Origin of the sequence: Tolypothrix sp. VBCCA 56010 (assembly GCF_050875635.1) — a bacterium.
Lineage (GTDB): Bacteria > Cyanobacteriota > Cyanobacteriia > Cyanobacteriales > Nostocaceae > Hassallia.
The window spans coordinates 1-22,264 of record NZ_JBPAOH010000126.1 but is presented as its reverse complement, the minus strand read 5'-3'; the positions used below and the strand labels follow the sequence as shown (position 1 = coordinate 22,264).

General features: G+C 41.5%; 19 protein-coding genes and 2 pseudogenes. 5 read left to right on the top strand and 16 right to left on the bottom strand.

From position 1 onward, the window contains the following. Nucleotides 1-1,670: NACHT domain-containing protein (locus AABK37_RS30615; RefSeq protein WP_432555257.1), on the bottom strand; the 1,670-nt coding region annotated here is incomplete at its 3' end. 264 nt (nt 1,671-1,934) lie between these two features. Next, nucleotides 1,935-2,894, bottom strand: coding sequence for an ROK family protein (locus tag AABK37_RS30610; protein WP_432555256.1), 960 nt, complete (start codon nt 2,892-2,894; stop codon nt 1,935-1,937). Nucleotides 2,895-2,989: 95 nt separating this feature from the next. Between AABK37_RS30610 and AABK37_RS30605 the strand changes: the two genes are divergently transcribed. Next, the gene (locus AABK37_RS30605; protein ID WP_432555255.1) at nt 2,990-3,232 is read left to right on the top strand and encodes a hypothetical protein; all 243 of its coding nucleotides are present in this window, start codon (nt 2,990-2,992) and stop codon (nt 3,230-3,232) included. Between the two features lie 11 nt (nt 3,233-3,243). Here AABK37_RS30605 and AABK37_RS30600 read toward each other — a convergent pair whose 3' ends face one another. Then, on the bottom strand, nt 3,244-4,068 hold the full coding sequence (locus tag AABK37_RS30600) for a Mut7-C RNAse domain-containing protein (RefSeq protein ID WP_432555254.1): 825 nt from the start codon (nt 4,066-4,068) through the stop codon (nt 3,244-3,246). A 521-nt stretch (nt 4,069-4,589) separates the two neighbouring features. On the opposite strand from AABK37_RS30600, the gene AABK37_RS30595 reads away from it, so the two are divergent. Next, nucleotides 4,590-5,360: a hypothetical protein gene (locus AABK37_RS30595; protein WP_432555253.1), complete on the top strand. Its 771-nt coding sequence runs from the start codon at nt 4,590-4,592 to the stop codon at nt 5,358-5,360. A 101-nt stretch (nt 5,361-5,461) separates the two neighbouring features. Beyond that, entirely contained in the window at nt 5,462-6,451 is a 990-nt protein-coding gene (locus AABK37_RS30590) for a sucrase ferredoxin (protein ID WP_432555252.1), read from the top strand. A 151-nt stretch (nt 6,452-6,602) separates the two neighbouring features. On the opposite strand, the gene AABK37_RS30585 is transcribed toward AABK37_RS30590, so the two are convergent. Together AABK37_RS30585 and hisG are read right to left on the bottom strand one after the other, a co-directional pair. Further along, nucleotides 6,603-8,486 carry an ABC transporter ATP-binding protein gene (locus AABK37_RS30585; RefSeq protein ID WP_432555251.1) on the bottom strand — a complete coding sequence of 628 codons (1,884 nt, stop codon included), beginning with the start codon at nt 8,484-8,486 and terminating at the stop codon, nt 6,603-6,605. Between the two features lie 113 nt (nt 8,487-8,599). Then, nucleotides 8,600-9,244, bottom strand: coding sequence for an ATP phosphoribosyltransferase (hisG, locus tag AABK37_RS30580; RefSeq protein WP_432555250.1), 645 nt, complete (start codon nt 9,242-9,244; stop codon nt 8,600-8,602). A 67-nt stretch (nt 9,245-9,311) separates the two neighbouring features. Between hisG and rppA the strand changes: the two genes are divergently transcribed. Beyond that, complete coding sequence (rppA, locus tag AABK37_RS30575) at nt 9,312-9,998, top strand: two-component system response regulator RppA (RefSeq protein ID WP_432555249.1); 687 nt, start codon at nt 9,312-9,314, stop codon at nt 9,996-9,998. A 113-nt stretch (nt 9,999-10,111) separates the two neighbouring features. Here the strand turns inward: rppA and AABK37_RS30570 are convergent, their stop codons facing one another. From AABK37_RS30570 to AABK37_RS30525, 10 genes and pseudogenes are all read right to left on the bottom strand, one after another. Continuing rightward, nucleotides 10,112-11,134, bottom strand: coding sequence for a 1-acyl-sn-glycerol-3-phosphate acyltransferase (locus AABK37_RS30570; protein ID WP_432555248.1), 1,023 nt, complete (start codon nt 11,132-11,134; stop codon nt 10,112-10,114). Between the two features lie 281 nt (nt 11,135-11,415). Then, nucleotides 11,416-11,811, bottom strand: coding sequence for an arsenate reductase, glutathione/glutaredoxin type (gene arsC, locus AABK37_RS30565; protein ID WP_432555247.1), 396 nt, complete (start codon nt 11,809-11,811; stop codon nt 11,416-11,418). A 25-nt stretch (nt 11,812-11,836) separates the two neighbouring features. After that, nucleotides 11,837-12,267, bottom strand: a pseudogene (locus AABK37_RS30560) (MIP/aquaporin family protein); the annotation flags it as partial. Nucleotides 12,268-12,278: 11 nt separating this feature from the next. After that, on the bottom strand, nt 12,279-12,596 hold the full coding sequence (locus tag AABK37_RS30555; protein ID WP_432555246.1) for an ArsR/SmtB family transcription factor: 318 nt from the start codon (nt 12,594-12,596) through the stop codon (nt 12,279-12,281). Nucleotides 12,597-13,213: 617 nt separating this feature from the next. Further along, nucleotides 13,214-14,419: an aspartate aminotransferase gene (locus tag AABK37_RS30550; RefSeq protein WP_432555245.1), complete on the bottom strand. Its 1,206-nt coding sequence runs from the start codon at nt 14,417-14,419 to the stop codon at nt 13,214-13,216. Continuing rightward, nucleotides 14,416-15,579: an iron-containing alcohol dehydrogenase family protein gene (locus AABK37_RS30545; protein WP_432555258.1), complete on the bottom strand. Its 1,164-nt coding sequence runs from the start codon at nt 15,577-15,579 to the stop codon at nt 14,416-14,418. Before AABK37_RS30545 ends, AABK37_RS30550 begins: the two co-directional genes overlap by 4 nt. Nucleotides 15,580-15,671: 92 nt before the next feature. After that, nucleotides 15,672-17,246: a mechanosensitive ion channel family protein gene (locus AABK37_RS30540; RefSeq protein ID WP_432555244.1), complete on the bottom strand. Its 1,575-nt coding sequence runs from the start codon at nt 17,244-17,246 to the stop codon at nt 15,672-15,674. A gap of 299 nt (nt 17,247-17,545) precedes the next feature. Next, nucleotides 17,546-18,034, bottom strand: coding sequence for a hypothetical protein (locus AABK37_RS30535; protein ID WP_432555243.1), 489 nt, complete (start codon nt 18,032-18,034; stop codon nt 17,546-17,548). Nucleotides 18,035-18,531: 497 nt separating this feature from the next. Beyond that, nucleotides 18,532-20,310, bottom strand: a complete 1,779-nt coding sequence (locus AABK37_RS30530; protein WP_432555242.1) for a GMC oxidoreductase — start codon at nt 20,308-20,310, stop codon at nt 18,532-18,534. 482 nt (nt 20,311-20,792) lie between these two features. Next, entirely contained in the window at nt 20,793-21,314 is a 522-nt protein-coding gene (locus AABK37_RS30525; protein WP_432555241.1) for a Ycf51 family protein, read from the bottom strand. Nucleotides 21,315-21,375: 61 nt separating this feature from the next. Between AABK37_RS30525 and AABK37_RS30520 the strand changes: the two genes are divergently transcribed. Next, nucleotides 21,376-21,594 (top strand): hypothetical protein, encoded by a 219-nt coding sequence (locus AABK37_RS30520; protein ID WP_432555240.1) that lies wholly within the window; start codon nt 21,376-21,378, stop codon nt 21,592-21,594. Between the two features lie 2 nt (nt 21,595-21,596). Here AABK37_RS30520 and AABK37_RS30515 read toward each other — a convergent pair. After that, nucleotides 21,597-22,250: pseudogene (locus AABK37_RS30515) on the bottom strand (O-antigen ligase family protein); the annotation flags it as partial. Between the last annotated feature and the right edge of the window lie 14 nt (nt 22,251-22,264).

The following is a 22,264-nucleotide window of genomic DNA, read 5'->3' as shown; positions in this document are numbered from 1 at the left end:
ATTAAACCGGGAATTGCCGCTTCTGATTTGATTTCTCCCAGTGCATATCCGGCACGATAACGTACAGATGAATCTTGATGTTCGAGAAGTTTAATTAAACCGGAAATTGCCGCTTCTGATTTGATTTTACCTAACAGTCTAATTTTTAATACTAGAGGAATATTTAAACTTTCAACTAAAGTAACAGTTTGCTTGTGCCACTCTAATTTAACTTCCCCCACTAACCTTGCACCCAACTGCCAATCAAGCTGCAAAGCCAACTTCACAACACGCAGCGCTAAATTTTTATCATGCAACAAACCCAACATCAATGCTGCGGGTTCTATCCATTTAAAATAATTCAAATAATCCCATTGCAACTCATCATCACTCAGCTTTCCAACTTCGTGCAAAAACCTCTCTGCGGCGTAATATTCTTGAATTAATTGATGGCGAAACTCTATTTTATTTTCTGCCCCAATTTGGATTAAATGATGTTTGAGTAAATCATTCAACCAAGCAATTGCACAATCTGCTGCACAATTAACTTTACCTTCCAGATATTCTATGAATATTTCCTCCGCTTGCTGTCGGGGTATGGCAACCAAAAATTCCGTCGGTGTAGAGACGCGATATATCGCGTCTCTACATCCCCCCATCATTACCCAGGCTAAATGCTGCAATAACCGCTTCCACCAACGTCGTGACTCATCGGTAACGGGAATATCCTGCTTGAGTTGACTGTCATAAATCTCCGTAAATCGACGAAACACCGAACCCAAATTTGGCGGTATTTGATTTTCATTGCTAGCAAATACCGAACACAGCATCATCAACAGCAACGGAGTTTCCCCAAACTCCCTTAACCTTCCCCCCAACTGTTGCAACATCTGTTTCCCAGTTTCGGGAAGATACCCCCGCACAAATTCCCCTATCTGCGTTTCCGTCAGGGGTTGCATTTCCAACTTTTTGCTAATTCCCAAATCACCACCCACCCCTAAATCCCGCGTTGTGAAAACCATCGGGGTGGTTTGCTGGTAATCTTGACGAAACTTTTGTAAATTGCGCTGTGCTTCTGAAGATGGTAGTTCATTCACACCATCTATCAGCAGTAAAAATTGCCCCTGTCGCAATAATGTTTTGATGGTTTCGCAGTCTATAGTTAAACTGGGGTCATGACGGTGGAGAAAGGCTGTAATTAAGTCCACGATAGAAGTTTCGTAGTAGCGCAGTTCTATCAACACGGGGATTTGGGAGTTCCCACGAGTTGATGAGATTGCTTCTCTTCTCCTGTCGGAGACGCTACGCGAACGAGACGCTCCGCGAACGTTCCTCGCAATGACAAACTGCTTCTCGTTACCAAACCCCTCCGCTTCTTCCAACAATAACCGCACCAAAGCAGTTGATTTTCCGGAACCCGGACGACCAGTTAAAAGTACGTGTTCCGGTGCATATTTCCGCAATCCTTCCAGAACGTTGAAAACTTCTCTTTCGTTACTTGCTTCTGGAAATTCTTCCCTCTCTGGTTTAACGGTTTCTGGTTTAACTGCGATCGCCTGTAAATCTAACAATAAGGATTTTCTCACCTTTTTGTCATACTTATTACCCACAACATTCGTTAGCGTGTAAGTATCCCACCATTGAGCGTATTTCTCGCAGATTGATTCTAGATATAACTTCCAGTCAACCACTTCCGCTCCTCAGACATTAGAAGGACTTAAAAAATGCTATAGCGTTGCCAGTCTATATTTGAGATATTAACGTAACACGAAGAAAATCAACGGCTTAAGCATTGCTCATAATGAACATAATGAAGGCGATCGCATGTTTTTTGTATGTAATGCGATCTTACAAATCCCAATATCACAAATGCGTAGCCATAAGGCTTGTCGTGAGACATCGCACTCTCCCATAAACTTTTTTTCTACTTCTTTATATGCTGGGAAAACACAAACTTATTGTAAAGCTTGTGTTGCCAGTGCCACAGCACCCCACAACGGCGCATCATCTTCCAACGCTGCCGGGACAATTTCCAAATCCACCTCAGGTAAAGCCGTCTCCCGCGCCGTTTTCCGCACCACCTCCCACCATCTTTCCCCCGCTTTCGTCACACTTCCACCCAACACAAACCGCTGCGGATTCATCAAATTCGCCACATTGCCAATACCCACACCCAACCCCCAAGCACCCCTGTATAAAATCTCCCGCGCCAACTCATCCCCCAGCACCGCAGCCTCACTCACCACCTTCCCCGTCACCAACTCCAAATTACCCCCCACCAAATCCCTCAATATCTCCCCTTCTCTGCGCCTCTGCGGTTCGTTTTCCAACATCTCCCTTACATCCCGTGCCATATACACACCCGACGCCAACCTTTCCACACATCCCCGCTTGCCACACAAACACATCGGTCCCGACGGATCTACAATCATGTGTCCAATTTCACCCGCCATTCCCCCAGCACCCCGCCAAGGCTGATTGTTAAGTATCCAACCACCACCCACACCAGTACTGACAGTGATATAAAAAATACTTTCATAGCCCTGTCCAGCACCAAAGCGATGTTCCCCCAAAGCCGCAACATTAGCATCATTGTCTACGCTAACAAAAACGCTAAACTCGGCTTCTAACAAGTCTTTTAAGCGAATATTTTCCCACCCAGATACATGATGCGATAGTCGCACCGTTCCTGTAGTTGCGTCAACAGGTCCCCCAAAGCTGACACCAATAGCATCTGGTTTGGCTGATTGTAGAAGCGAATGGATAAGCGATCGCATCATTTCTAAATCACTGCTAGCATTCGCATTCGTTGGTGAAAAGCGACGTTCATAACGCAACCATCGCCGAGAACCCACATTTACCACTCCCGCTGCCAGCTTGGTTCCACCAAAATCGAGCGCTAAAATTAATGTCACAGTCTTTACGCTCCTCCCACACCATCACTCTCAAGAAAGATGTTTGTTATCTAGATATGACAAACACTAAAATAAATAGCGCCCTTTAGCAACTTATGACTTCTGACAAAGCAAAACCATTCTTTGATGTATCTACTGCCAAAGAACCTCCTCGTTCTCTTAATCTAGATAAAGAAGCAGATCCAATTGAAGCAAAAGAAGCGAGTGAACAAAGCGAGAAAGACTCAAACCTTGACGATTTGATTCATGAGCAAGAAAACTCAGAAAATGTTGGAGAGCATCAAATTATAACTGCTTATATTCCGGGAGGAGGTATCATAGGATCTGAAAATCAATAATTTTCACTTATTCAATCACCTGTCTTTGATTCAAGTACTTGATCGATAAACTGTTGCAATCGCTCATAATGAGTTCCTTGCCAATAAATTTGAGCGCAATCTTCGCAGCGATGGAACTCATTATTTTGCGATTCTCCTGCAAAGACGCTGCGCGTTCGCGTTCGCATAGCGTCTCCGTCAGAAGAAGCGACTCCTTTGGAGTATCGCACAGTTTCTGGTAATTCATCAATTACAGATTCCTTCGCTACAGGTGTTAACAATCCATTGCAGCGCAAACATCTTTGAAAAGGCGATACTATTTTAAATAAGTCGAAACGTTGCAATACTTCCACAATTTGCTGTTGAGGATTAGTGCTTCTGACATAATATCCGTGTGTCACCAAACTCCGCATTAATAAACCCTTATCACGAGTCAAGAGAATGCGTGATTGACTGCTGGAAATTTCGGCTAATTCTTCATCGTCATAGTCATTGCGATATAAAGTGTCAAAACCTAACAGTCGCAAAGATGTCGCTAACTTACCTAAATGAATATCTAAAACGAAGCGGATGACACTTAGCGGTAATGGTCGAACAGACACGCTTGGTGTAATATCAAGTGTAGCCGAAATTGGATAGACATTGATAGTGTCTTTATCCTGAACAATGTAAGAAAAATTAACAAAATTATTGTTAACTTCCATACTATCAACTTCAGTATGAGGCACGCCCAAAGCCTCAATCATGTCTTTTATTGAGGCTCTTTCACTAAAAGAATGAGATATTATTACTTGTCTTTTATACCGTGGTAAAAAATCATTCAATTCTGCATGAAAGCAGAAAGAAGCAACAGCCATAGTCACAAATCACGTCTATTTTCTCCATCATACTAGGGACTGGGGACTGGGGATTGGGGAGCCAGTCGCGTGCGGTGAGTCAAGGCAGCGCGGTTGCCTGTACCGTCTATTCGTAGTGGCGAACCCGTTCGTGAGGCGTCCTCCGCCCGTGCGAACTGGCGTGAGTGGGTAAGAGATACAGAAGTATACTCTTGACAAAGTGCCGCAGGAAGCGCATTCACCGCTCTGAACAACATCTAGTTTTGATAAATTTTATCTATTATATAGATAGGAGTGATGGTTGCTATTGTAACTATTTTCCGCTATAAAAAAGCACATAACCTTGATTTTACAGGCTTTTGGTAATTTCTCAGCCAAGGAAAAATCAGAAATGTTATCAAATACTTGCTTTTGTTATTGACTTCAGTTACAGTCAATGCAGATCCCCACCCGAAACTTGTGCTGTAATGTCGGGGGTGAGATGTCAAGTTAGAACAACGCCAATCTATTTTTTTATTCTCTTATTGAGAATATTTAGCAATATGTCTAAAAGATTACAACGATATAGTCTTGAAGAATTGTTAAAAAAATCCTGGGCAATCAAAGCAGTATTTTTTTTCAAAAAATTTACAAATCGTTTCAATTTATATCAGCTAAAGTACCCACAGCAGCGGTGGGGATTAGATAAAAAAGTTAGCGATCGCAGCAGAAATAGCAATTTCATTAAGTGGTGTAAAAAAGCTGATTGGGATTACGCGATCGCTCTTAATCAACTAAGCGTGCATTTAACTTTACAAATATTTTGGCAAATTGGTATTGACTTTTTAGCAAAGCTAATTAAGGAGTTTATTTTCTCAACGTGGCATAAGAATATACCTTTAGGTGTAGAGACAAATGTTGTAGTAAATTATATTCATAGATTAAGAGATAATTTAAATAAAAGCGTTATTTTGATAATTTTTTGTGATAATTATCACAAGTGTCTCGATAGCTTCAGCAAGCTGAAAGCTAGATACTGTCTAGATTATCAGGCAAGGTTCAATATATTTGACTTTGGCAGTGTAACAAACTTTATAAAGTACAAGTTTCTGCCATTAAAAATTCATGAACAGCCAGATAGCATTGTATACAAAATAAACATTGCAGTCCAGAAAGTATCTATTTGTACGTTTAGCTCTCTTGGAGAAAATATCTTCAAAAAAGAGACATTTCCTATAAATGATGTTATAAAGTGGCTACCAGGTTTGAGGTGGGGAATATACATCTTTCCTTCATTGTCTTGCTTGGTATCAAAGGCAGCAGTTTATGATTGATGAGCATTGGAAAACATTGTTAAGAGGAAAATTTTGTCATGAAAATAACACTTTCATTTAGAGAACTTTTGTTTATAAAATACACAATTCAGTACAGGTAAATGACTCATTTCTTTTGTTCCGACCATTCCAAACAAGTAGGAGAGGATGTTATTGGTAGCGCCACCAACTACCAAACTTATGTTTTAATAGAGTGTCCCCCACCTTGGCATTCCGAAGCTTTGAATTCCAGATGGGTGCCAAATAGTCTGAAAGTTTTAGTAGAAGAGGTGAAGCGCACTAAACAGCCGATAAGATTTCTCTTGATTGCTAATAATGAATCACACAAAATAGACCACACCACATTGTTGATTTATCATCAACAAGAAGGTCTTGGCAATGGATATCGCAAACAAGAGTTTAAACTGCCAAATATTGAGCAAGCAGCACCTACTATCAGAAAATGGTTATCGGGTAGCACTCCCAAATATGAAGTAAAAATAAGTGTAACCAGAGATATTTTAGTGTGTACGCACGGTAGCCATGATATGTGTTGTGCTAGATATGGCAATCCGTTTTACTATCACGCAGACGCTACTATTTCTGATTTGGGTTTGGATGAGGTGCGGATTTGGAAATCAAGCCACTTTGGTGGACATAGATTTGCACCAACAGCCATAGACTTACCAGAAGGAAGATACTACGGTGCGCTAGATCAAGAGTCATTCAAGTCGATTTTGACGCGCAGTGGTGATATTAATTGCTTGAATAAAGTCTATCGAGGTTGGGGTATTTTGCCACCTGCGATGCAAGTTTTGGAAAGAGAACTGATTCTTCGCTACGGATGGGATTGGTTTGACTGCAAAGTGGCAGGCAAAATCATTAAGCAAAGCTTAGATAATTGTACAATTGAAGCAGAGCTAACTTTTGAAAAACCGTCTGGTTCTCTCTACACTTATCAAGCTCGACTTGTCAAAGACGAAAGCAAAACTAAGGAATTGAAAGGTTCTTGCAATGCTACGAAAAAGTCAGTGTTAGCCAAATATGCTGTAGCTAGTCTTAATCTTCTTGCTAGCAAGGTTCCTGCTTATTGTGCATTGCCAAGCAGGTAATGTACAGATAATCAAAGGGTTTTCATCTACAACAAATCTGAGTAACTTGTAAATTAAAGTACTAGTTTGCCCGATCAATATCTAAATTTTTGTGTTTAACGTAGTAAGCGCTGTACTCGCTTCCATAAAGCGCTGAAGCGCTTACTACGAATTAAGTAGTTCCTAACATTTGTAAGTTGTGCAAAGTGGCATAAAGTCCTTGTTGTTGCATCAATTCTTCATGGCTTCCCTGTTCGATTAATTCTCCTCGCTTCAAGACAAAAATTCGATCCACATTGCGAATGGTAGACAGACGGTGAGCGATAATAATTGCAGTACGTTCAACTAAAAGCTGATTTAATGCTTGTTGAATTAAAGCTTCTGTGCCTACATCTAAACTAGCGGTTGCTTCATCTAGTACCAAAATTTGCGGATTGCGAATTGCAGCTCGTGCAAAGGCTAAAAGTTGCTTTTGTCCGCTAGAAAGATTTGTCCCTCTCTCCCTAAGTTGGGTATCATAACCTTGGGGGAGATTTTCAATAAATTCGTCAATGTTTGTTTTTTGTGCTGCTTGTTGAATTTGCTCAAAGGTGTAGCTGTCTCCTAAAGTGATATTGCTTTTAACATCACCTGCAAACAAAAAGCCTTCTTGCAAAATTACTGCCATGTACCGTCGCAGTTCTGCTTGAGGTACTTCTTTAATATCTACACCATCTATCAAAATGCGTCCTCTACTGGGTTCGTAGAGACGACACAAAAGACGGATAATCGAACTTTTACCCGCACCGGTCGGACCAACTAATGCTATTTTCTCACCTGGATGAATGGTAAAGTCTAAGTCTTTAATGACATATTCATCGTCTTTGTAGGCAAACCAAACATGTTCAAAACGGATTTCTCCTCTTGCAGACTTTCCGTTTGCTGTTTGAGGATTTAAGTTCTCTACGATATCGTCGATATAGCCGAATTCTGATTCTAAAAAAGAGTATCGCGGATTGGTGCGATCGCGTATTTCTATTGGTTCATCTAAAATATCGCTAACCCGCTCAATCGCAGTAAAACCAGCTTGAATTGTCGTGAATTTTTCTGCAAATTGCCGCAATGGATCGAACAATCGCTGGGCATAGAAAATGAATGCAGATAATGTCCCAAATGTCAACTGTTTATCTAATAATAACAAACCGCCGACACATAAAACACTGGCGATCGCTATTAAAGAAATCCATTCCAATGTCGCGGAAACTGCCGAATCAAAAAAGATGGTTTGATCGAGTTCCTTGACGTAATCTTTATTTGTATTGCGAAACAATTGGGCGTTAAATTTTTCCCGCCGGAATAACTGTACAACATTAATGCCGGTAATATTTTCTTGCAGTTGGGAATTAAGAACAGAAAGTTCTTCCCGCACTTTGTAATTAGCTTTGCGAAACTGTTGCTGAAAGAAAACAATTAACCAGCTGATTGGTATCAGCATCAACAGCAATAACAAAGCGAGTTCCCACTTGATAGAAAACATAAAACCGAGAATCACCAGCATTGAAAACAAATCCGAGACAATGCCGATCGCTCCAGTGGAAAAGACATCACCTAACACTTCCACATCGCTGGTGAGTCTGGTAATTAATTTACCAACAGGTGTCCGGTCAAAAAAACGTACCGCCAAAGATGTAACATGATTAAATAAATCCCGGCGAATTTCGGCGGTGATTTCTTGTCCTAGCTTCTGTACAACATAACCCTGAAAACCTGTAAGTATCAGGCTGATGCTCACCGTTAAGAGCAATAATCCTTCAACGATACCTAGCCCTTGCATTAGAGGGCGATTTCTGAGAAACTCGAAAGTGCTTGGTTCCGAGCGAATTAGGGATATGGCTTGTCCAATTAGCAAAGGTTGTATCGCACCGGCTACAGCGATCGGCACGAGTAACAACATCGAAAGCGCTAGCAGTCGTCCGCGTTTTCGCGCATAGGGTACTAAACGCAAAAATAACCGCCAGTCATTTTCACGACGACGGTTCCTTGTATAGAATTTTTTTAGAGGTTTGGTAGTGCTCATAGTAAGAGCATTATATTAATTTTTACAATCAGAAAAGCAAGCTTTCCTAATTTAACGTTAATATTCATACTCCCACATTATCCCAGAGATTGAAACCGCCATTCACCTAGATGTTAGATTGCGGATAGAATTTGCGATCGCATATCCTCAACCAACTTGTGCAAATTACCTGTATTCAGGCGATAACTTAGAGGATGGGCAATCAACCGTGCCGTGCTTTCATACAATGTCGCAATTTCAATCAAACCATTTTCGCGCAACGTCCGCCCGGAAGAAACCAAATCAACGATTGCTTCTGACATCCCCGTAATCGGTCCTAATTCCACTGAACCATACAACGGCACAATTTCTACAGGTAAATCTAAACTTTGGAAATATTCACAAGCGCAATTCACATACTTAGAAGCCACTCTACCATCAGCAGGTAATTCCAACGCCGAACGGTAAGCACTCGATGCTTTCACCGCCACAGACATGCGACAATAGCCAAACTGCAAATCAACCAAGTGAGCAACTAGCGGCTTTTTCTCCCGCAGCACATCGTAACCGACAATACCCAATTGTGCCTGACCGTATTCTACATAAACAGGCACATCTTGCGCCCTTACCAGCAAAGCTTTTGCTTTCCCCGTAGTGTCAGGAATCTGAAGTTGGCGAGTTCCGGAATCCAAAAAAGCGCTAAAATCTAATCCCACAGATTGTAACAAACGAATGCTATTTTTAAGTAGTTCCCCTTTTGGCAGTGCAACAGTAAGCATTTTTTTCTTGGTATAAACGTGCGATTCATTATTATTGAGAATATCTCTATTGCTTACCAAAAGCATCATGAGAATTTTATTAGTTGATGATGAAGCTGAACTAACCGATCCCTTAAGTCGTGTGTTAACTCGCGAGGGTTACACTGTGGATGCGGTTTATGATGGGACAAATGGTAGCCAACTTGCTTTATCTGGCAATTATGACTTACTGATTTTAGATTGGATGCTGCCGGGAAAAACCGGTTTGGAAATTTGTCAGCAATTGCGACGCACTGGTAAAGTCACACCCGTGCTATTTCTCACCGCCAAAGATACTTTAGATGATAGAGTAGAAGGTTTAGATGCTGGTGCGGATGACTATTTAGTTAAACCGTTTGAATTGCGGGAATTACTAGCGCGAGTGCGTGCTTTATTGCGTCGTTCCGGTACGGAAACGCAAACTACCACAGCCAAGCTGACTGTTGCTGATTTAGAACTTGATAGCGAAAATCAAGTAGCCTTTCGCCCAGGACGGATCATAGAACTATCAGAAAAAGAAAGTCAACTGTTGCAATATTTCATGGAAAACACCGGACAGTTGCTGACTCACGCGCAAATTATGCAGCATTTGTGGTCAGATGATGAACAACCCAGCAGCAATGTGATAGCGGCATTAATTCGCTTGCTGCGTCGTAAGATTGAGGTAGCTGGTGAAACGCAATTAATTCACACCGTTTACGGTAAAGGTTATCGTTTTGGAATTGGTAATGGATAGTGGTTAAAAGTTAGGAGTTAGGAGTTAGGAGTTAGGAGTTAGGAGTATTTTGACAATCATCAACCATCAACGCTCCAACCATCTACTAACAACTATCTACTAACAAATAACAACTAACAATTCCGAAGCTGATTAATTTGACTTTGCAGCTTTTCTCGCAATTGTTGGGCTTTTTGATAAACCACAGTTCTACTTAATTTATCGCCGTTATCCGTAGTATACAACGGCTGAATAAAGTAACGCAAATCAGTTTTATTCGCCCAAACTCCCATTGAAGGAAAGAGAATAAAGACGAACATCAAAGGAGATAAAGGCAGAAATGGTAATTTTACTAATTTCTGCAATTTGCGAAAATTTACGGCGAAAGGATGTAGATTTTCGCTACCGATGCAGACAACTGGAAGAATCGGAATTTGATAGCGATCGCTTAACTGAATAAAACTCAAATCAAATTTTTGCAACTCATAGCGCTTTGCCCAACCTTTCTGAGGTCCGCGTACACCTTCAGGTGCATATAAAATAATTTTACGCTCTTTTACCGCCGCTTCAAAGTCATCTTTTTCGGCTTTCACACCACCTAATACTTGTGACCATCCAATCGGTAGCCACCAAATCATCCAAGGATGCTCAAATAAGGATACATTCGCTAAAGGTTGTATCACCCATTCGCGTGTTTTACTTAATAAATAACCTAAACTTAAAAAGTCCCACGGAAAAGACATCCCCGCATGATTCATTGCCACAATCATCGGTCCTGTTTGCGGCAAATTCTCAACTTGTTGCAACTCTGCTTGAAAATAATTTTTAACAATTAAACTGAGAATTTCTTCTCTAAAAGCTAGTTGATATTTTGGTTCAAATTCATCAACTTCACGACGCGGTAAACGACATCCAAGCCGCAACCAGCGAATTAATACCGCGAGATAAAATCCACCCGGAATTAAAAATAATAGATACTCTAGCCAATTCCAACCATCTGGATCGGCGTGATAATGTTGCCAGTGACGGTTAAATAAAATCAGCCAACCTGGAGGATACCACAGACAAAACCAATCAAACCAGGTGAATTTGTAACCCTTATCAGATAGTTTTTCAATGTGAGGGTTTAAAAGGTTTTCAGAAGTTTGATTAACCACAACACCTCAGAAAATCACAAAATTTGGCTTATTCTAAAATTGTAGCTTTATCTGCTGAAAATTGGCATCATACTATAGATATAAAATTAATGCCCCGACACAGGTGCGGCTATACAAACAAAGCCCGCGATTAGGCGATGCTTTAGAGGTAAGTTTGTTTCAAACTGTATTTGGTATTAAAGCCCTGGCGACTATAAGTCGCGGCTATACAAACAAAGCCCACCTACGTGGGCTAAAGAAGAAATTAGATTAAAACCGGATTTGGTCTTAAAGTAAACTACTTAATTTAGGGATTCTATCAACTTTACTACCCGCTGTTTCACTTCATCACGAACGCGGCGAAAAGTTTCAATTGATTGTCCTTCTGGATCGTCTAATTGCCAATCTTGAAAAACTTCTCTTAACACCCACGCTTCGGGTAAATTCACACCACAACCACACAAAGAAATCACCGCATCAAAATCTTCCGGATGAAAATCGCTTAAAGCCTTAGAAGTTTGATTGCTAATATCAATACCGATTTCTGACATGATATCAATCGTTTTCGGGTCTACATGACTTGCTGACAATCCGGAACTGTTAACAGAAATTTTGCCTTCTCCTAACGTGCGTGCAAATCCTTCTGCCATTTGAGAACGACGAGAATTCTTCTTGCAAACAAACATCACTCGTTTCATAATCTGCGTTCTAGTAAGGTTCGTATCATTTAACATCCCGAAACCCATCCGAAAGCACTGCATACACCACCACCGCTAACTGCGCTCCCAAAATCGGTGCAACCCAATAAACCCAGTGATATTGCCAAATTCCCCCACCAAAGCAGGACCAAGCGATCGCGCTGGATTCATACTTGCACCCGTAATCGGTCCAGCGAACGCAGCTTCTACCCCCACCACCAGAGCGATTGCCAAACCCGCAAAATTGATATGTGCGCGGCGATCCAGTCCCGAACCCAAAATCACAAACATCAAAATGAACGTCAGAACCGTTTCCAGCACCAAAGATTGCCACCAATTGCCATTTAGTGGTATAGTTGCACCCATATTGGCAACTCGTCCCAAACTACTTAGCAGCAAACTTGAAGCACAAATTGCCCCCATTAACTGCGCCATAATATAAATTAATACCCGCCGCTATTGATTCATTAACAACCAGAGTCGCAAGAACGCGCCGATAAAATCTGATTCAAGCGGCTGTACTCTGCTAAATACTGTTGTAGAACAGCGAATTGAGGCGGATTGAGACTGTAATAAATCCAACGTCCTTGTTGGCGGGAGTTAACTAAACCCGCTTCTTTCAAGGTTTTTAGGTGAAAGGAAAGCTTAGATTGTGTCACATTCAAAACTTCGCACAAATCGCATACACATAGCTCTTGTGTTTGCAATAGTTGCAATACCTTCAACCGCAGCGGATCGGAAAGCGCATGAAAACCGGCAACTATATTTGTTTGGGAGGTTTGCATTGAATTTTGACAAGGGTACGTCTCTATTGTGAACCACAGATTCATCTGCTACAGGGTGCGGTTAATTATTCTTTTTCCTCACGCACTCACCTTTAGGCATTCCCGTAGGGTAGCTAACATCTTACACCATTCTCAATTAGCGTCCAGACTCGCCCAGAGTTAAAACTCACAGGCTTTTAGCTCAAGTCCACGCTTTGTGGACTAAAACCTTTACCTAGTCGTCTTTAGACGACTTTAACTATTAACCTCAGAATTTATTCTGAGGCGGTTGTTGGGATTGGTAAAATACACTCAAACTATCCGCATTATTGGGCACCGTTTATCTTGATTGGGAATGGGTTGTAGTATGAATAAGCCTCACCCAAAGGCGAGGACACTTCTGTGGGCGGCTCGGCCACGCCAGTCGCCACAACGGGGGGAACCCCACGCCAGTCGCCTCAAGTCAACGAGTTCCACCTCTTAAGCTTTGCGTCGTTCGCGCAGCGTCTCCCAAAGGGAGATGGGAATCTCGTTGACCCCGAAGGGGTCGGGAAACCCGCCCAGGCGAAAGCGGCTCCGCAAGGCGCTGGCTCGACTTGAGGAACGTGTCCGTCGCAGAGGCGCAAAGAAGAGGGTTATTATGTAGATACGACGGCTTCTGAGTGATAGCGGATACCGGCTTGCTGAAAACGTCGCATCGCTTCACCCAAGCGATCGCAATCCGCAATCAAGCTTATCCGCACATATCCTTCACCGGCAATTCCGAAAGCGTTACCCGGTGTCACTACTACACCAGTTTGCTGCAAGACATTCAAAGCGAAATCTGTTGAACCCATACCAGGGGGACACGGAACCCACAAATACATCGTCGCTTTGGTTTTGGGAACATCCCAACCTAAGTTTCCTAACTCTTGAATTAAAAAGTCGCGACGGGTACGATAGCGTTGCTGGACTTCATGCAAGTATACATCAGGCAGTTGTAAAGCCGTTTCTGCTGCGGTTTGCAAAGCGGCAAAAATGCCGTAATCCAAATTGGTTTTCAAAGTCCGCAAACCTTGAATTACATGGCGATTTCCTACCACAAAACCGACGCGCCAACCTGCCATATTATAAGTTTTAGAAAGGGTGTGAAACTCTACACCGATTTCTTTCGCGCCGGGAATTTCTAACAAACTTGTGGGTTGATAGCCATCAAAAGCTAATTCAGCATAACATAAATCGTGTACCAAGAGGATTTCATGTTTCCGGGCGAAGGCGACGATTTCCTCAAAGAATTCGCGGGGGGCAGTCGCAGCGGTGGGATTGCTGGGATAATTGAAGTAGAGAATTTTCGCGCTTTGGGCAACATCATCGGGAATTGCGGCTAAATCAATCAACCAGTCATTTTCTGGTTTGAGAATCAAGCTGTGGACTTTGCCTCCAGCGATCGCAGGTCCGCGAAAATGTGCGGGATAAGCGGGAGAAGGAACTAAAACTAAATCGCCAGGATTTATATAGGCGATCGCTAAATGTGTCAATCCCTCTTTAGAACCAAGTAGCGGCAAAGCTTCGCTATCTGGATCGAGAATTACACCATAGCGCCGATGATACCAATTAGTAATGGCACGCCGAAAGCTCGCAGTGCCTTCAAACGGTGGATAACCGTGATTGGCGGGATTTTGCAAAGCAGCGATCGCCGCTTCTACAACTGGTTGCGGTGTCGCACCATCGGGATTTCCCATCCCCAAATCAATCAAATCTAATCCTTGTTCCCGCGCTTTCGCTTTCAGTTCATCTAACCGTGCAAATACGTAAGGTGGTAGTTTTTGTATACGTTCCGCCGGGACAATCCAATCCAAACTCATTCCTGAACCTCGTCAATTCCCCTTATTGATACCCGCAAAGCTGTAGTATCTATTGGTGCAGTGGTGGAAACCATCGCTGCCATCAACTGTTCCAACGCCACTTTAAATGGTAGTCGATGGATGTCAGAATTAGGCGCTAGAGCAATTTCTGCGGCTGTTTGCAACTCACCTAAAGTGATGTTGCCCAATCCTAAATCGCTCAACTTTTGCGGCAACCCGATTTCTGTATAGAATTTCAACAACTGTTGCCTTGCGGCAGCAGCTAGCTGCGAACCCTGTACCATTTCTTCTAAACGTAGTTGCACCAAGATACCGTAAGCGACTTTTTCGCCGTGAATACTGTCGTGTTTGCAAATGTGGGTTAAACCATTATGCACTGCATGTGCCGCAACAGTACGACATTGTGCCCCACCAATTCCGCCAATTACCCCAGCGAGTAAAACGGTAGCGTCTACAACTTCTCGCCAAACCTCGCTTCCTGGGGTTTGCAGGGCTGCGGCTGACTTTTGAAACAGAATATCCCGCAAAATCCGCGCTTGTTGCACTGCGGATATAATTAAGGTTTGTTCTGAGTGTCCGCTGCTAACAGAGGCTTCGTACCATTTAGCGATCGCATCCCCAATTCCCGCTACCAAAGTACGTTGCGGGGCAGTTTCAATTAAATCATAATCGAGTATCAATAAATCGGGACACTGAGAAAGCGCCACATCATATAAAAATGCGCCCTTGTCAGAGTATACGTTTGAAAGGGCAGTCCAAGCGGCACAGGTTGCGGCTGAGGTAGGAATTGTGACTACGGGTAACTGTAATTGATGCGCGATTAATTTAGCTGTATCGAGTGCTTTGCCACCACCAACACCGATAATGACATCAGCAAGATGTTCTTTAGCCGCTTTGCGTAAAGATTTTAAACTATCTTCACAACAATCTGCGCCATAAGATGCTTGAGCAACCTGCAATTGCTGTAAAACTGGTTGTAAATGAGTTTGGATTATAGCGAGAGTGCGATCGCCTGCTAAAATTAACGGACGATTTCCCAAACGAGAAATTGCTTCACCGCAAGAAGTCAACGCACCCGCACCACGGATGACCTTTGCTGGTGCGATCGTCAGAGTAAATAATGAATTAGAAGTTTGAGTAGACAAAGTAGGATGAAAAATTAACTAGGCATATATTCTAGTTTGCCAAAAAAAGTTTGATATTATTTAACTTATATTTTGCACCTGCACCCTGGAGGAGCCAACAGCTAGTATCAATTTTTGGAAAAACCACAAAGTTCAATTTCTTCTTGGCTAAAAGTATCCTTCAATATCTTGCGGAGAACACGCTGAATATGAAGGTGTTTTCCAGGCTTGACCTTTGTCAGCGTCAGCAGCAATAGGTTATTCTCACCAAAACTTTCTAGTCCAGCTACTCTTGTAGGTTCCAGAACATCCTGTTCATCCACCTTTAACTGCTGTCCTACCTTCTCAACCACTCTATACACATGATCTAAATTCGAGTCATAGGAAACGCTAACTTCCACCCTTGCATATATATACTGCTTGGAGTAGTTGATAATTGATCCAATATCCCCATTGCGAATAATCTGCAATTGACCATCAGGATGTCGGACGTGAGTTGTTCGCAGTTCAATCGCTTCTACAAGCCCCTCAATATTTCTCTCTTCCACTTTCCCAACTTCAACATAGTCACCTACCAAGTAATAGTTTTCAAACAAAATCAAAAATCCACAAACGACATCATTAATCAGGTTTTGCGCTCCAAAACCAACTGCTATACCTACAATTCCTGCACCTGCTAAGATAGGCGCAGGATCGATACCAATAAGCTTGAGTATGGTAACTCCGGCAGTGAAGTAGATGAAATATTTGGCGAAACTCCGCATTAAGGGAATCAGCGTCAGCCGTTTCTGTTGCTGTGAGTCATTTACATCTGTAGTTTTTAAGTAGAACTCATCAAGAATGAAGTAAATGACTTCAATCAAAACATTGCTAATAAAATAAACCCCAATAATCTGCACAATTCTAGGGGTATAAGCACTTATCCAAGCGATAGGTTCTATTTCTGGAACAACAAGATTTATTATGCCAACATAGAGGACGTATTCCAAACATTTTTTGAAGAGGGGAATTAAGTGGCGTAAACGCTCATATAAACGCAGTAGATTGTTATAACTGGAGTATTTAAGACTCAGCGCGTCGAGAGTGTCAACGATAGTAGCAACAGCTTTAACAATGAGTAAACCAACTGTGACAATGATATATATTTTTAAGGCAATATAAAGATACTTGGGAACGACTTCTGGTAGGTAGAGAAATTTAGCGCACAGAATAGCAGATGATATCCAAAGAGTATGAATGATAATTCTTTTTAAAACCCGAAAAAAAGCCTCGGTACTTTCATCATTAGCCTTGATTTGATCGGCTTTCTTGGCGTAATCGCAAACCCAATCTATACCCCGGCTTAAGAGTGGTATGCTAAATTTAACTAGCATCAGCAAACTCACACTTTTCAAGCTCGCCGTCAATAGATTGAGCCAAAATTGAGTAGGAAGACTGCGAATAAAATTAAGTTGAAATTCTTGAATGTTTCCACCTCGATAAATCACCATCCCATTCACACCAATCAGCACAAGACACAGAATCACACAAGTGAAAATTAAAAGTCTGCTGATATTCCGACGCAGAAAGGTAATATTTGCAGTTTTTCCTTGAAGCCAAGAAACTTTAGCGAATTGCTTGAAGATGATGCCAATTAGCCAGTTAAACAGCGAGAAAATAACTATTAAAAATATGATTTCACCGAGGATAATTAGTATATTCATCTTTTGAGTATAAATATCTGAAAAAAGGCAGCTATATCCCCGACTTATTGAATAAGTCGGGGATATGGTAGCCCAGAAAAATTAATTATCGTAGGCTACTAACTCCAGAAACCACATCAACATAGACAATATCACCTGTGTGATACTAACCATCTGGATCAATTGTGTTAGCGGTTCTGTTACCTTAGCCAAAATAAAAGGATTAGAGATAGATAAAAAAGCTAAATACTTTAGACAGTAAGAGTTTTGGGCTTTTAAATCAGGTTTTAAACCCATAGCCCAAAACCTTTATTCTTTGATTAAGCTAAAACCTCAGTTTGTAGTAGTGCTTTGCGTAATGCAGTTACTGCTTCTTCTGTTTCTATCAATCTCTCGAGAGCAAGTGCAATATCATCTTCAACATTTAACAGTTTAGCTGCTTTTTTTACAGCTTCTCGCTCTTCATCTGCGTAATGGTCAACACGAGCCATTTGAATTGCATGATATAACAATGACCTTGATTTCGACCAAGTAGAAACATCAACTGTAATCTTACTCAGCAAATTTTCTAAGTCAGCATTTTTGTATTCAAATGTTTTGTATTTTTCTATTACTTCTTCGGGAGCGCCAGCCAAGCGCTGATGATTTAGTAACCAGTTAAATTCGGCTTCTGAAACTTCTCCATCTGCTCCAACAATAGCAAGCAGTGCATATCCATAGTTAAGGTATGCTTCAAGCGGAATTTCGGAAATACCTAAGTTGTTTTTCAGAAATTCTGAAGCCGGTAGTACTTCTTGAATATTGCTCATAAATTACCTCTTTAATTGTTTTGAGAATTTACTTTTTGGCAGACGTTATTTATCAGTGAAAGAATTATTGTCCAGTTTTCTTGCTTAGTGTTTACCCATTAAATCCCTCCTAAAATTGCTGATGTATTACTAATGGTATATATGCCTTTAAATCTTCTCAGAGTTAGAGCGAAAATGCAAGGACAGTTAAGACAGTTAAGACAGTTAAGATGATTAATTAGTAATCTATATTTATTAGTGATTTTTCTATAATTTTTATTGAACTAATCAGAAATTATCGTAACTTAGCATTGACAAATGAGACAATGAATGCAGTATGAAAACCAGAAAAGAATAGGCGATGGCTGCGCCAACGTCTTTGACGAACGCTAGTCAGTAGGGTGAGGCTATACTAACAAAGCCTACCTGCGTAGGCTGAAAAATTCTTAATTTTCCGTAGTCCACGCAGGTGGACTTCGTTTGTGTGCAAGATGAACCGCGACTTCAGTCGTCGGGAACTAAAAACAGCGACTTTTCACATAATCCGCCAGTCGCACAGCCAAAGCGACAATCGTCAGGGTAGGATTAGCAAAGCCACCTGTAGGGAAAACCGAACTCCCAGCTAAAAATAAATTCGAGATACCGTGAACTTGACAATTTGCATCGACAACACCCTGTTTCGGATCGTCATGCATCCGTGTTGTACCCATATGATGATGCGTGCTAATAGATAATACTTGGGGAAGTTCTCCATCCGATGCAATCTGGAATTCACCCAATCCAGCGCGAGCAACTTCTTGTGCTAAAATTGCTTGCGAAGTCTTTATACTATTAATATCAGTTTCAGTCCAGCGCCAATTTAACTGCGCTTTTGCACAACCAAGCTTATCAAGTTTACTACTAAGCATCACCCGGTTATCAGGATGAGGAGCTTGTTCAGTTTGACTCACCACTTCAAACATTGTAAACTTCTTATCTTTATTTTTCTGATACGACCATCCACCCTGACTTAAATTAGAAAACATCAGTTGCTTTTGAAAGTGACGCTTATACCATTGAAGAACAAGACTATCAAAGTCTTTAATTACATTTGCTAAATGTTTAGGAATATCTTTAGGTATTTCCCCGCGTCGAGTTGCGGCAAGCAAGATTTTTAAAGAAGCTTTTCCCGCAGTTCTAAATTCGTTATGTGCCGGAAAAATCGCCGTTGTAAATTTGTTATGTCTGGGAAAAAGTAACGCACTCATATTCAGCAATTTTTCACGACGCATAACTTCTTGAACTAAAGTAATTTTTCCCATTACAGGGACATTCTTTACCAAGCGTAAGTCATATAAAGCTGTAGAATTGAAGATTTGGGGATTATTAGGCAAAATCACACCCGAATGAATTAAAGGATGATCCATAAAGAATCTGCCTACTAAATCATTTTCATTACCTAAACCATTTTTTTGCGTTTTATTTGATAGTAATAATAACCGGGCATTTTCAATTCCCCCAGTCGCTAATATAAATACTTTTGCCGCTATCCAAAATCTATTTTGTTGCAAAGAAGCTACTTTGACACGAGTTACAATTTTCGCGGTTTCGTCAGTTTCAATTTCTACTACATTTGCATTTAGATAAGTAGTTATATTAGCTGAACGATTGATTTTATCGCGATATTCATTGAGAAAAATATCGCGAGTTCCAAACTGAAACATGCTAGTAGTTACATTATCACTTTTAAAAGGTAACTGAGGAGATTTATTATCTGACCAAGCTTCAGCCTCATAAGCAAAATTTCCGAGTTTGCAAACTGCTTGAGCGCGTTCGTAGAAAGGATTAAGATGAGATTTATTAAAAGACCATCCGCTATATGGCAACCAATCACGTTTTTCAAAGTCTATTTCGTCCAAAGGCATATGCCTTAAACCAATTTGCTTGTTATATATTTCAATACCCCAAGCATTAGCCAATCCACCATACTGACGCCGACGCATTTCATGTAGTTCGGGAAAATTATCGGCAATAGTTTCACCTTCACAAAGAGACTGTATTTCTTGATTAAATTCCAAGTCACCACTTTCTAATAGACAAACTCGAAAATCTTGCCCAATAAATTCTCGCGCTAATGTAATTCCGGCAGGACCTGCACCGACAATACAAACTTCAGTTTGAATGACTTCATCTGTAGGTAAATTACGGCTATCAATTAGCATTAAGTTAATCTCTCTATTTTTTTCGTCGGCACTGTTATAGCGATTCCCACTCAGGTGAGGTACAAAATTATATGGCGGGTTGTAGGGGCACGGCACTGCCGTGCCCCTACGGGTGTACCTCATTAAACCGAGAAACGCTATATATAGTTATCTGTTGAAAAGATTCAAAATAATTTCTCCTAATTTTTCAGATACGTAGGGTGCGTTACGAGAAGCGCTAACGCACCATTATCAAGGAGAGGAGTGCGTGATTGTTGAAATCCGTAACGCACCCTACAATACTACAAAGAACGAAGATACTTGTTAAGTAAGTGAAATGTAGTTATCAATTGAGTGCAATACACCCAGGCTGTTTACGAACCAGAAGAGAAAGCCTTAGCATTATGTACTGCATACAATTTATGACAGGGATACATTTAGTAACTTTAGATAAACTCCAGAGCGAATAATTCAGCTTATCTATAAAAAGAAGAATAAAACAGGATAAAATATTTAAAAATATACTAAAGCTTTATCTTTGGTCAGATTCCCGACAAATTGTGCGAAGTCGGGAATCTTGCAATCATTCAGTTAGGCAATTAAGCGGTTGGTTTTGGCAGTTGGGCAAATTTTTCCGGATAAATTTCAATCGCCATTTCTGAGTCTTCACGAGAAGTAAGCGATCGCTTTACCTCACCCAAGTATAGTGGCACAGAAACCCCAGCTTCTGGATGGATAATAGTACGCGATCGAATCGTCAGTTGGTTATCTCCCCGTCTAGCCAAGCGACCGTTAGAATATAGATTGCTGGCTGCTTGACGTAGAGTAGCTTCTAATTCCGTTGGGGTAATACTCGGTGGTATAGCAATTACCGCTTGTGTAGACCCATTGTCATAAACTAGAGAATACTTCAGCGCACCCGGAATTACCGTGCGGCTTAAAGGTCCCAACGAGAGTGTAAACAAACCAGCCGTCATCACCAGCATAAAGCCAGTCGCACCCACCAGCCGAAAGCGGATGCCCCATTTTAAAATAAAACCCAAGATTGCGATCGCAGCCAAAACCAAGGTAGCAATTCCTGACCATTGGGTATATTGAAAAAAATCAGCTGTTGTGAACATAACAGTTGGTTATAATGGTGTCTTTTTTTTGTTGATACACCTATTTTAGGGGGAATGGGGAATGGGGAGTGGGGGAGTGGGGGAGTGGGGGAGTGGGGGACTCCTTGGAGACAAGGAGACAAGGAGACAAGGAGACAAGGAGAATTCAAAATTTAATACTCTCCCCCTCTCCCCCTCCCCCCCTCTCCTTGTCCCCCCCTCCCCTTGTCTCCCCCTCTCCTTGTCTCCCTATTCTTTCTGGGGAATGGGGATTTTCTTCGGGGGAAAGGTGAAGAAGTAATTTTAAACATTTTTGTAGCGATAGACTACTCCACAAACACAAGAAAACAGCAACCAAGCTAGAGTATTCAACCGGAAATCAAATAAAGTTACGTCTGCCGTATTAAATAGCACCCACCCCATACAGACAAGAAGGTAACTCAAAAGTATCAATTTGTCTTCTTGGTCGATATCTTTTGACCTTCGCAAAACTTGGACACCGGCAAATAAAATCCAACCGAGTAAACCACAATATAACAGAGTACTGGGAAGCCCTGTTTCGGCGGAAAGCATCAAAAACAAGTTGTGAGGATGACCCAAGCGAATCTGTGAATGTGCTTTGTAAAGAGCAGTAAAATTGCGTAAACCCCAACCAGTCCAAGGACGCTGTTGTGCCAAACCCGCTGCAAATTGCCATTGGGTTTTTCGCATTAAGGCTGTTGGTCTATCGGGATACATTTGGTCGTTTAACCGTGCCCAAAAGAAAGCAGGAACGACTTTACGAAATATAAGTGCGATCGCTTGGGGCGCAAAAGCAGCTAACATGACGCTAGCGACGACACCAGAAACAAAAGCGATAAAAATCCGCCAACCTTGGTAAACAGCATAAGCGAAACAAGCAGCAATAGCGATCGCCCAAGCATTGCGCGAGTTAGTTAAAATCAACGCCGCGAAGTTAGGCTAACTTTGCG